Annotated in this window: 10 protein-coding genes; 1 reads left to right on the forward strand and 9 read right to left on the reverse strand. The window is 69.1% G+C overall.

Features of this window, described 5'->3' with window-relative positions:
- Positions 1 to 24 precede the first annotated feature (24 nt).
- Genes LI94_RS22185 through LI94_RS07200 form a run of 4 tightly spaced genes read right to left on the reverse strand, consistent with a single transcriptional unit; the run spans position 25 to position 3,349 of the window.
- Positions 25 to 369 carry a hypothetical protein gene (locus tag LI94_RS22185; protein WP_125079489.1) on the reverse strand — a complete coding sequence of 115 codons (345 nt, stop codon included), beginning with the start codon at positions 367 to 369 and terminating at the stop codon, positions 25 to 27.
- 33 nt (positions 370 to 402) lie between these two features.
- Positions 403 to 2,496, reverse strand: coding sequence for a heavy metal translocating P-type ATPase (locus tag LI94_RS07190; RefSeq protein ID WP_046300774.1), 2,094 nt, complete (start codon positions 2,494 to 2,496; stop codon positions 403 to 405).
- A gap of 38 nt (positions 2,497 to 2,534) precedes the next feature.
- Positions 2,535 to 2,813 carry a hypothetical protein gene (locus LI94_RS07195; RefSeq protein WP_082105684.1) on the reverse strand — a complete coding sequence of 93 codons (279 nt, stop codon included), beginning with the start codon at positions 2,811 to 2,813 and terminating at the stop codon, positions 2,535 to 2,537.
- Entirely contained in the window at positions 2,810 to 3,349 is a 540-nt protein-coding gene (locus LI94_RS07200; RefSeq protein ID WP_046300766.1) for a hypothetical protein, read from the reverse strand. The genes LI94_RS07195 and LI94_RS07200 overlap by 4 nt, the downstream gene beginning before the upstream one ends.
- Positions 3,350 to 3,488: 139 nt before the next feature.
- Between LI94_RS07200 and LI94_RS24940 the strand changes: the two genes are divergently transcribed.
- A complete protein-coding gene (locus tag LI94_RS24940; protein ID WP_255351884.1) occupies positions 3,489 to 5,705 on the forward strand; it encodes a cellulase family glycosylhydrolase in 2,217 nt (738 codons plus the stop codon).
- A gap of 6 nt (positions 5,706 to 5,711) precedes the next feature.
- Here LI94_RS24940 and LI94_RS07210 read toward each other — a convergent pair whose 3' ends face one another.
- The 5 genes from LI94_RS07210 to LI94_RS07230 are packed head-to-tail and all read right to left on the reverse strand — an operon-like array spanning position 5,712 to position 11,240.
- The gene (locus tag LI94_RS07210; RefSeq protein WP_046300767.1) at positions 5,712 to 6,152 is read right to left on the reverse strand and encodes a hypothetical protein; all 441 of its coding nucleotides are present in this window, start codon (positions 6,150 to 6,152) and stop codon (positions 5,712 to 5,714) included.
- Entirely contained in the window at positions 6,149 to 7,132 is a 984-nt protein-coding gene (gene hemB / locus LI94_RS07215) for a porphobilinogen synthase (RefSeq protein WP_024442563.1), read from the reverse strand. The genes LI94_RS07210 and hemB overlap by 4 nt, the downstream gene beginning before the upstream one ends.
- Positions 7,133 to 7,157: 25 nt before the next feature.
- Positions 7,158 to 8,864: a uroporphyrinogen-III synthase gene (locus LI94_RS07220; protein ID WP_036457917.1), complete on the reverse strand. Its 1,707-nt coding sequence runs from the start codon at positions 8,862 to 8,864 to the stop codon at positions 7,158 to 7,160.
- Between the two features lie 43 nt (positions 8,865 to 8,907).
- Positions 8,908 to 9,843 (reverse strand): hydroxymethylbilane synthase, encoded by a 936-nt coding sequence (gene hemC, locus LI94_RS07225; protein ID WP_024442561.1) that lies wholly within the window; start codon positions 9,841 to 9,843, stop codon positions 8,908 to 8,910.
- Positions 9,844 to 9,848: 5 nt separating this feature from the next.
- Positions 9,849 to 11,240: a glutamyl-tRNA reductase gene (locus LI94_RS07230; protein WP_024442560.1), complete on the reverse strand. Its 1,392-nt coding sequence runs from the start codon at positions 11,238 to 11,240 to the stop codon at positions 9,849 to 9,851.
- Between the last annotated feature and the right edge of the window lie 125 nt (positions 11,241 to 11,365).

Genomic DNA, 11,365 nt, shown 5'->3' on the forward strand with positions numbered 1-11,365 from the left:
TTCCAGCGCATCAACCCCGCAAACCTAGGCCTGATTCATGGGGTTCATCGGGCTGGCCGGGTTCGCCGGATTCATCGGGTTCATCGGACTTTCCGGGTTCGCCGGGTTCATCGGATTCGCCGGGTTGTCCGGGTTCGCCGGGTTCAGCGGGCTGTTGATGTTGGCCGGATTGGTCAGGCTGTCGGGGCCGTAAGGACCGGCGTTACAGACCGCATTCGCGTTGGCGATGCAGTCGTTGGGACTGAATGGGTCGGGATTGGCCGGGTCCCCACCAGCCGGCCCGGATACCGCCAGAGCAAATGCCGCCAGACCCGCGCACACCGCCGCTGCCTTGGCGATCGCACCGTGAGAAACGCTGCGTGCATACATAGAGCAAACCCCTCTGTTCGACTTTTTCGGACCTTACCGCGCGAATCGTCGAAGCCGCAGGCTATTGGTCACCACCAGAACCGACGAGGCCGCCATCGCCGCACCCGCGATCATCGGGTTGAGCAGCCCGGCCGCCGCCAGCGGGATCGCGGCGATGTTGTAGCCGAACGCCCAAACGAGGTTCTGCCGGATGATCCGCAGCGTGCGTGCCGAGAGCCGCAGCGCCGTCGGAACGGTGCCGAGGTCACCACGCACCAGCGTCACGTCTCCGGCTTCGATGGCGGCGTCGGTGCCGGTTCCCATCGCCATCCCGATATCGGCGGTGGCCAGTGCCACCGAATCATTGACACCGTCGCCGACCATGGCCACCCGCCTGCCCTGCGCCTGGAGCCGCTTGACCGCCTCGGCCTTGTCCGCGGGCAAGACATCGGCGATGACGTTGGCCGGGTCGATGCCGACGGCGCCGGCCACTGTACGCGCCACCGCCGCACCGTCGCCGGTGAGCAGCATGGGGGTGATGCCCATGGCCTTGAGCTCGGCCACCGCCGCTGCGCTGGTGGGCCGCACGGTGTCGGTCAAGGTGATCGTCCCGCGCGCCCGGCCGTCCCAGGAGACTTCCACGGCGGTCCCGGTCTCGTGCGCGGCGGCCGATCGCGTGACCTCGACGCGAACACCGTCGACCACCCCGGTCACACCGTGACCGGGCCTGCTGGCGAACTCGGTCACCTTGCCGACCTCCAGTCCACCGGCCTTGGCTCCGGCGACGATGGCCGCGGCGATCGGGTGCTCGGAGCCCGATTCGACGGCGGCGGCTCGGGCCAGCACGGTGTTGGGGTCTTCGCCGCGGGCGACCGCGAGACCACCGACAGCCATGACGCCGGTGGTGACCGTGCCGGTCTTGTCCAGCACGACGGTGTCGATGTCCTTGACGGCCTCCAGGACCTGAGGGTTCTTGATCAGAATGCCGAGCTGCGCGCCGCGGCCGGTGCCCACCAGGATGGCTGTCGGGGTGGCCAGCCCGAGCGCGCACGGGCAGGCGATGATCAGCACCGCGACGGCCGCGGTGAACGCCGCCGCGACGGATGCACCGCTCAGCAGCCAGCCGGCCAGGGTGAGCGCGGCGATCCCCAGCACCGCGGGCACGAACACCGCCGAGACCCGATCGGCGAGCCGCTGCACTGATGCCTTGCCGGCCTGGGCGTCGGCGACCATGGTGGCCATCCGGGCCAGCTGTGTGTCGGCGCCGACCTTGGCGGCACGGACCAGCACCAGTCCGGTGGTGTTGAGCGAGCCGCCCAGCACCGCGTCGCCGTCGGCGACATCTACCGGCAGTGATTCGCCGGTCATCGCCGAGGTGTCCAGGGCGGTGGCGCCGTCGATAACCACGCCGTCGGCGGCGACCCGCTCCCCCGGCCGGACCACGATGACGTCGCCCACCCGCAGGTCGGCGATCGGCACCCGGACCTCGGTCAGCTTGCCGTCCTCGCGGCGCATGACCGCGGCGTCCTTGGCCCCGAGCTCCAGCAGTTCCCGCAGCGCCGCGCCGGCCGAACGTTTCGCGTGCGCTTCGGCGTAGCGACCGGCCAGCAGGAATACCGTGACGACTGCCGCCACCTCGAAGTACAGGTGGCCCGCCCCGGTGAAGACCGCAACCGCCGACCACAGATAGGCCGCCAGGGTGCCCAGCGAAACCAGGGTGTCCATCGTGGCGGCGCGGTGGGCGGCGGTCCGCAGCGCGGCGACGTGGAAGGGATAGCCGCCCCACGCCACGATCGGGGTGGTCAGCGCGAACACCACCCACTGCCAGCCGCTGAACTGCCAGGCCATCACCATCGACAGCGCCACCACCGGCGCGGCCAGCAAGGCGGAGCCGACCAGCCGCGGGCGCAGTTGGGCGGCCGACACATCGACGTGTTCGGAGCCGTGCCCGGCCGGGTGTTCGTGAGCCGCACCGGCCACAGTGGCCTGATAACCGGTGCTTTCCACGGCGCGCACCAGGTCGGCTGCCGAGACGTTCGGATCGTGTTCCACGCGGGCCCGTTCGACCGCGAAGTTCACCGTGGCATGCACCCCGTCAAGCGCGTTCAAGCCGCGCTCCACCCGCGCCGCGCACGACGCACAGGTCATTCCCCGCAGTTCGAGATCGGTGGTGGTCACCCCGACGACTATACCCCCATGGGGTATTTGACCGCTGGGATGTGACGGGCGCGGCGCAGGCGCGCGACACCGACCACTGCCAACACCCCGGCGACCGTCGCCAATACCCACGCCAGCAGCAGCAGCCGTGGGTGGTACGTCACCGAGGTGGTAGCCGGCTCACCGTCGATAACCGGCGCGACCAGCACCAGATAGCGCACCTGCAGCCAGCTGAGCGCGCAGCCCGCCGCCGCGGCGGCGGCCAACGCCAACTCGACCACGGCCCGCAGAATCGGGGCGGCCCTCACCAGGACGATCCGTCCTCGACATCGGTGTCAGCAGGCCCCCCGGGCGGGACCGTCTCCGGAATGAGTTCGCTGAGCACGGCACGAAGCCTGCGATGGTCACGCGCCCAGGCCTGCACGGTGCGCCGCCCGGTCAGCCTCAATCCGACACCCACTCGGCGCCGGGGCACCCCGCTCAGCTCACCCAGCGCGCGGGATTCCTGCCACTTCTTCGGTTCCTGCTTGCCCCACCCGGTGGGCCGCTCCGCCTCCGGGTAGATCGCCAGGATGTCGGCGACCCGGATCGTTTCGGTGCCCTGCCGCAATGTATCTGCCGTCAGTTCGACCGAGGTGTGGATACGCGCCGCCTTCACCTGGATGGCGAGCATCGTGGAGACCAGCACCAACAACACGGTCGGGACCAAGGGCTGAAAGCCGTAGCCGCCAGAGTTCTGGATCGCCACCAGCAGTCCCGCGGAGATCGGGCCGAACAGCACCCAATACCAGCTGGCACCGCGCTCGAAGAACAGCGGTGCGGATTGCGGCCGGGGCTCAGACATGTCGGGTCAGCCTAACGCGGCGCGCAATCGCGCCGCACATGACTGCGGCGTCCCGCGCGTTTGGGCGATCCTTGCCTTATCGAAAGTACGTTGAGTTAGATTTTGGCCTGCATACATGTTTTACACAGGTTTCCCTGTCGTGGAGAGGGTCTCGATGATGCGTCGCGACAGCACCGCAGCAAAGCCGGCCATGCGCCGACGTGTCGTCTGTCTGGCCGCCTCGACCGGGGCGCTGCTGACTTTCGGAATGGCACCGCTGGCCGCCGCGCCTGCGGCCCAGGCCGACTTCGATGACGCGCTCGACGCTGTCCTCGCACCCTTCGTGGACGCGACGACCAACACCCTCGACTGGGACGCGATGCTCTCACCGTCGGCCTGGAACACCTTCTTGGCACCGACCCACTGGGACACTGTCCTGACCGAACTGAGCGGCGCCGCCCTAGCCGGCCCCGCCGTCGCCGACCCCAACACCTGGTTGTTGCAGCACTTCTACACTCCGATCCACGACGGCCTCGAAGAGGCGATCAACAGCGATCTCGGCCAACTGCTCCTCGGCCTGGTCAACCAACCCACGCTGCTGCTCACCGGCCGCCCCCTGATCGGCGACGGCGCCGACGGAACCGCCGCACAACCTAACGGCGGCCATGGCGGCTGGCTGTACGGCGACGGCGGCGACGGCTGGGACAACACCGACTCCGGCGGCATGGGCGGTGCCGGAGGCAACGCCGGCATGGTCGGCAACGGCGGCGACGGCGGCGACGGCGCAGACGGCGGCCTCGGGGGTAACGGCGGGGACGGCGGCAACGGCGGCTGGCTGATGGGCATCGGTGGCCTCGGCGGCAACGCCGGCGACGGCGTCTACAACGGTCCCGGCGACCTCCCCGCCCTCGGCGGCGCGGGCGGCAACGCCGGTCTGCTGCTGGGCGCCCACGGCGACCACGGCCAGTTCGGCGTTCTTGATGGCGCACCGGCAGCCGTCGCGGGGATCAGCACCGCGGGCACCTGGATCACCGATGCCGATGGCCGGGTACTGGTCATGCACGGGTTCAACGAGGTCTACAAGATTGCGCCGTATGAACCGTCGGCAGGCGGATTCGATGAGGACGACGCGGCGTTCCTGGCCGCCAACGGCTTCAACTCGGTACGCCTGGGCGTCATCTGGGCGGGCGTGGAGCCGCGGCCCGGCGTCATCGACTACAACTATCTGGCCTCGATCGACCAGACCGTGCAGATCCTGGCCAAGTACGGCATCGTCAGCATCATCGACTTCCACCAGGACGACTACAGCCCGGTCTTCGGCGGCGAAGGCGCACCGGAGTGGGCCACCCAGACCGGCGGACTGCCCAACCCCGACTTCGGCTTCGGGCTCAACTACCCGCTGAACCCCGCCCAGAATCACGCCTGGGACATGTTCTGGTCCAACGCCAAAGGTCCCGACGGCGTGGGACTGCTGAACCACTACGCGCGGATGGCCCAAGCCGTCGCGGACTACTTCAAGGACGACCCCAACATCGCCGGCTACGAGATCATCAACGAACCGTGGGCGGGTTCCTCCTGGCTGTCAACGATATTCGGCAATTCCTACTACGAGGCTCAACAGCTGACCCCGTTCTACAACCAGGTGAGCGCGGCGATCCGCTCCGTTGACCCCACCACTCCGTTCATCTACGAGCCGAGCGCCCTGTTCAACCAGTCGCTGCCGACGCAGCTCGGTGAGGTCGACGACCCGCACGGTGTCTTCGCATTCCACGACTACTGCATGTTGAACGTCTTCGGCTCCATCTTCATGCCGTGGTGCCCGGACTACCTCGAACTCGTCGCCAGCAACGGCGAGGCGTACACCAGCAAGTACGGCCTCCCGGGTCTGATCTCGGAGTTCGGCTCCGCAAACGGCGCGGCCGAGATCAGCCAGGTGATGAACGCCGCCGACCAGCGCATGTGGGGCTGGTCGCAATGGGCCTACAACGGCGTTCCCGCTATCACCGGCACCGCGCCGGGCAATGCGCTGGTCTTCGACCCGAGCAAGCCACCCGTTGGCGACAATGTCGACTGGTCCAGGCTGGAGGTCTCGTCGGCGCCCTACGCGCAGGCCATCGCCGGCACCCCGACCTCCTGGTCGTTCGCGTCGGGCACCTACCAACTCAGCTACACCACCGAGATGGCCAACGGCTCCGGCCACTTCGCCGCCGGCAGCCAGACCCAGATCTCGGTACCGCCCATCCAATACCCGGACGGCTACCAGGTAAGTGTCACCGGCGGGCACATCGTGTCCGCGCCCGGAGACCCGATCCTGATCATCGCCTCGGACGGTCCCGGCACCGTCAACGTGACCGTGACCCCCGCGGGCAGTTCGTAGAGTCGGCTACCGAGTGAAGTAGGCGTGCGCCTCGGACCGGTGCAGCAGGAAGGTTCCCGCGGCGATCAGCACCGATCCGACAATGCCGGTGATCGCCACAACCATCGCGACCGCAGGCCTCGCATCGGCATGCCACAGCGCACTGACCGCATTGACCATCGCGGCGATCCCTCCGCCGGTCAACACGGTGCGCGCCCAGCGATACCCGGAACGCATCAGCATCAGAAACGTCGCCACCACCACGACCACCACGATCGCCGTCAGCGCGGTGACCGGGTAGATGATCGCGGTTGCGGGGACCTCCGGAGCGGTCAGCAGGTTCACCACATAGCCGCACGTCATCAAGGGCAGGGCGGCCAGCCACAGCCAGAACGCGGTGTCGACGTCCGCGGGACGGTCAGGCGGAGCCTGGACCGGGGGCCGCGGCCCGTCGGGTGGAGTCGTCACGCCAGCCAACCGGCCGCTTCGGCCGCCCAGTAACTCAGCACGATGTCGGCGCCGGCCCGCCGGATCCCGATGAGGGACTCCAGCACCGCAGACCGCCCGTCGATCCAGCCGTTGGCAGCGGCCGCCGCGATCATCGCGTACTCGCCGGAGACCTGGTAGGCGGCGACTGGAACCGAGGACACCGCGGCGGTCGCCGCGATCACGTCGAGGTAGCCCATGGCGGGTTTGACCATGACGATGTCGGCACCCTCCGCGAGGTCGAGGGCGACCTCACGCAGCGCCTCCCGGGCGTTGCCGGGTTCCTGCTGGTAAGTGCGACGGTCCCCGGCCAAGGTCGAGGCAACCGCGTCGCGGAACGGCCCGTAGAAAGCCGACGCGAACTTTGCCGCATAAGCCAGGATCACCACGTCGCTGTGTCCGGCGGCATCCAGGCCGTCGCGGATCGCGGCCACCTGCCCGTCCATCATTCCGCTCGGGCTCACCACGTGGGCCCCCGAATCTGCCTGGGCTACAGCCAGTTCCACGTAGCACTTCAGGGTGGCGTCGTTATCGACCCGACCCCGTTCATCCAGCACCCCGCAGTGGCCGTGATCGGTGAACTCGTCCAGGCAGGTGTCGGCCATCAACACCGTGGAATCCCCGAGGTCGGCGGCGAGGTCACGCAGGGCGGTGTTGAGCACGCCGTCGGGGGCCGCGCCGGCCGACCCTGTGCTGTCTTTGTCCGCCGCTGCCGGAACCCCGAACAACATCAACCCGCCGACGCCGGCCGCCACCGCCTCGGCGGCCGCGGCGCGCAGCGAATCGCGCGTGTGCTGATACACCCCGGGCATAGAAGCGATCGGCCTCGGCTCGTCGATGCCGTCGGCGACGAACATCGGCAACACCAGATGCCTGGGCTCCAGCGATGTTTCAGCCACCAGCCGGCGCAGCGCCGGAGTGGAACGCAGCCTACGGGGACGTTGGCGAGGAAATGCCGTCATCGGGCCACCGCGCTCGCCGTCACTGTTAGCGCCTGCGGCTCTTCTTACGCGGCGGGGGCAACGCACCCTCGGCACGCAGTCGCGCCGCGTGCTCGGCCAGCGCGTCGACCAGCGGACCCACCGCAGCGGTCTCCGGCTGCACATCGACCCGCAGCCCGAATTCGGCTGCCGTCTCGGCGGTCTTGGGGCCGATGCAGGCCACCAGGGTCCGGGCGTGCGGCTTGCCGGCGATGCCGACCAGGTTGCGCACGGTCGAGCTCGAGGTGAAGCACACCGCGTCGAACCCGCCGGTCTTGATCATCTCGCGGATGGTCGCCGGCGGCGGAGCAGCCCGCACGGTCCGGTAGGCGGTGACGTCCTCGATCTCCCAGCCCCGCTCGCGCAGCCCTTCGGCCAGCGTCTCGGTGGCAATGTCGGCGCGCGGCAGCAGCACTCGGTTCACCGGGTCGAAAACATCGTCGTAGGGCGGGAATTCGTCCAGCAGGCCCAGCGAGGACTGCTCACCGGACGGCACCAGCTCGGGGCTGATCCCGAACGCCCGCACACGCTCCGCGGTGGCCTCGCCCACGCAGGCGATCTTCACCCCGGAGAACGCCCGCGCGTCCAGACCGAACTCGGCGAACTTCTCCCACACGGCGCGCACCGCGTTGGTCGAGGTGAACACCACCCACTGGTAGCGGCCGTCCACCAAACCCTTGACGGCCCTTTCCATCTGGGCGGGGCTGCGGGGCGGCTCCACCGCGATGGTCGGGACCTCGATCGGTGAGGCGCCGTGCCCGATCAGCCGGTCGCTCATCTCCCCGGCCTGGTCCTTGGTGCGCGGCACCAGAACCGTCCAGCCGTACAGTGCGCGGCTCTCCCACCAGTTCAGCTTGGCCCGGTTATTCACGGTCTTGCCGATGGTCACCACCAGCGGACCGGCCGAGGTCTCCTGCCCGTTGGGCAGGATGACCGGGTCGATGCTGGCCAGCGCCGACGCCTCGGTCAGGCCGCCGAGGCTGGACTCGACCGATCGCTGCGCGCAGGTGGTGCCCGAGGTGGTGACCACGCAGGGCGTGCCGTCCGACAGGCCGTACTCGATCAGCGTGCGGGCCGCGTCCGGCAGGTGCGAGGTGGTGGCCTGCAAGATCAGCGGGCCCGGAGCGGCGGCCAGCGCACCCCAGTCCACATTCGGGTCGCGGACGTCGGCCACCGTGTGCGAGGAGCCGAGCGGCAGACCGGCGTAGGTGGGCACCGCACTGGTGGCGGGCAGTCCCGGCACGATCTCAAACGCAACGTTGGTGCGGGCCACCGCGTTGACCTCGGTGATCACCGCGTCGATCGACAGCGGGTCGCCAGCGACCAGGCGCACCACGTCGCTGCCCGAGCGCGCCTCGGCCGCCAGGGTCTTGGCCACCTCGGCCGGCTCGCCCAGCGCCGGGCGAATGTCGGGGCCGCCCGGAACGGTCGCCGCGGCCTCGTCGGCGGCGTCATCGGCGTTGTGGGCCGCGTCGTCGTCCGCCTTGTCGGCCTTGGGCGCCGCGGGCATCGGACCGGCGATCGGAGGCAGGTCCGTGCCGACCAGCGCCAGCACCGCCTCGGGCACATCCGGGTCGATGAACACCAGCGCGGCATTCGTCAGCGCCGTCCGTGCCCGCGTCGTCAGCAGACCCGGGTCACCGGGACCCGAGCCGACGAAAACGATGCGACCCGGCTTGGGCTTCTGCCCTCGCACGCTCACTTGGCGAGCCATTCCGTACTCCCCGTCACTTCTCACTCACTTCCGACGCACGTTTTCACCGTGCGTCCGCCATCAGCTCGCGCGCACCCAACTCGAACAGTTCCGTTGCGACCGACACACCCAGTTCCCGGGCTCGGTCCGGACTGCCGATGCCAGACGCGCGGATCACGTCGGATCCGTCCAGCGCCGCTACGCAGGCGCGCAGCGACACCTCCTCGAAGACCCGGCCGTCCTCATCGATAGACTCGACCACTTCGGCGATCGCGCCCACCGGTGCGGAACAACCCGCCTCCAGTTCGGCGAGCAGGGTCCGCTCGGCGGTAACCGCCAGGCGGGTGTCGGCGTCGTCCAACTCCGCCAGCAGCGCCGCCAGTGCCGTGTCACCGGAGCGGCACTCCACCGCCAGTGCCCCTTGAGCCGGAGCCGGCAACATCTGTACCGGTTCCAACGTCTCGGTGACCGCGTCGAGGCGTCCCAGCCGGGCCAGACCCGCCCGGGCTACCACGATGGCGTCGAGTTCGCCGCTGCTTACCCTGTTCAACCTGCTATCTAGGTTGCCTCGTAGGGGGCGAATTTCCAAACCGAGACCCAGTGCTCTAAGCTGTGCCGCCCGTCGCGGCGACGACGTCCCCACCACGGCACCCGCCGGCAACTCTCCGAGCACCAGTCCGTCGCGTGCCACCAGCGCGTCTCGCGGGTCCTCACGGCGCGGTGTGGCGGCGATCAGGAACCGGGAGTCGGCAGCGGTCGGCAGGTCCTTGTGGGAGTGCACGGCGGCGTCGACCCGGCCGTCGAGAATGGCTTCGCGCAGCTCGGCGGTGAACACGCCCACCCCGATGTTGGCGATGGGCCCGGAGGTGACGTCGCCGGCGGTGCTGATCACGACCAACTCGGCGGGATGCCCGGCAGCCACCAGGGCATCGCGAATGGTCCCAGCCTGGGTGGTGGCCAACAAGCTACCCCGGGTACCGATGCGGATTACTTCACCCAAAACGTCTACCCGGCCGACCCGGTTTCGGCGCTGACATCAAGCCCTCCCGGCACTACTGGCAGTTCACCGGCGGTCGCAACGGCGTCCACCGCGGTCGGATCGAGCTCGAACAGCTCGCGTAACGCCTCGGCGTAGCTGTCGCCGCCGGGCGAGCTGGCCAGCTGTTTGACCCGCACAGTGGGGGCGTGCAGCAGCTTGTCGACGACGCGGCGCACGGTGCGCGCCACCTCCTCACGCTGGGCGGTCTCCAGGTCCGGCAGCCGGTGATCCAGCCGCAACAATTCCGCGGTGACCACGTCGGCGGCACGCTGGCGCAGCGCGGTCACGGTGGGGGTGACCTCGGCCATCCGTTGCCCGGCCAGATAGGTGGCGACCTCGCGGGCCACGATGTTGCGTGCGGCCTCGGTGTCGGAGGTGGCGACCTGCGCCGACGGCTCGCGCTGGATCCGGTCCATGTCGATGACCCGCACCCCGGGCAATCCGGCGACCGCGGCGTCGACGTCGCGGGGCATGCCCAGGTCGCAGATCACCAGCGGTTCGGTCGCCTCGTCACGGTTGCCCCCGGCCAGCGCGTGGTGCACATCGGCCAGCGAGACGACCGGGCTGACCGCTCCGGTGGAGGACACCACGATGTCCGCGCTGGTCAGGCTGGCAGCCATCCGATCCAAGGCGACGGCGTCGGCCGTGACACCGCTCTCGCGGATCTTGCGGGCCAACCGTTGAGCGCGCGGCAGCGAACGGTTGATGACGTCGATGTGCTGGACGCCGGCGCGCACCAGATGTGCCGCGGACAGCGCGCCCATCGACCCGGCACCGATCACCACTGCGGTCCGGCCGTGCAGCGCATCAGTGCCGAACTCAGAGCCCAGTTGCTTGGCTGCGATGCCCAGGGCGACCGAGACCACCGACGCGCCGGCGGCGTCGATTCCGGTTTCGGAGTGCACCCGCTTGCCCACCGACAACGCGCGCTGTGCCAGTTCGTGCAGCACCCGGCCGACACTGCTGTTGGCCTCGGCGGAGGCGTAGGCGCGCCGCACCTGGCCAAGCACCTGCTGTTCGCCCACCACCGCGGAGTCCAAGCCGCTGGCCACCGAAAACAGGTGCTCGACGGCGGCCTCGCTGTAGCGGACGTAGGCGTATTTGGTCAGGTCGGCCATCGACATGCCGGAGTGTTCCGAGAGCACCTGCCCGATCGCCGACAACCCGGCGTGGAAAGCCTCGACGACGGCGTAGATCTCGACCCGGTTGCAGGTCGACAGGATCATCGCTTCGGTGACGAGCGGCGATTGCAGCACTTGCTCGACGATCTTTACCTGATCGGATTCAGCGGTGCTGAGCTGCTCGAGTACGGAGACGGGGGCGCTGCGGTGCGAGACCCCGAAGAGCAGGACGCTCACGGCAATATCACCTGGTCCGCTCCTTGCTGTCACCGTGAAGAAACTTCTCTCCACGGTAGAGGCTAAAGCGCTGGCCTACCAAATTCGGCGGTTCAGCGAGGCTCGACGCAGGAGAGGCGAAGCTG

Source organism: Mycobacterium sp. UM_Kg27, assembly GCF_000972905.1.
Classification (GTDB): Bacteria; Actinomycetota; Actinomycetes; order Mycobacteriales; family Mycobacteriaceae; genus Mycobacterium.

Coding starts and splice junctions, on each gene's coding strand:
- LI94_RS07200 (WP_046300766.1), bottom strand. CDS start 3,349: ATGTCTGAGCCCCGGCCGCAATCCGCACCGCTGTTCTTCGAGCGCGGT.
- LI94_RS07190 (WP_046300774.1), bottom strand. CDS start 2,496: ATGACCTGTGCGTCGTGCGCGGCGCGGGTGGAGCGCGGCTTGAACGCG.
- hemB (WP_024442563.1), bottom strand. CDS start 7,132: ATGACGGCATTTCCTCGCCAACGTCCCCGTAGGCTGCGTTCCACTCCG.
- LI94_RS07220 (WP_036457917.1), bottom strand. CDS start 8,864: ATGGCTCGCCAAGTGAGCGTGCGAGGGCAGAAGCCCAAGCCGGGTCGC.
- LI94_RS22185 (WP_125079489.1), bottom strand. CDS start 369: ATGTATGCACGCAGCGTTTCTCACGGTGCGATCGCCAAGGCAGCGGCG.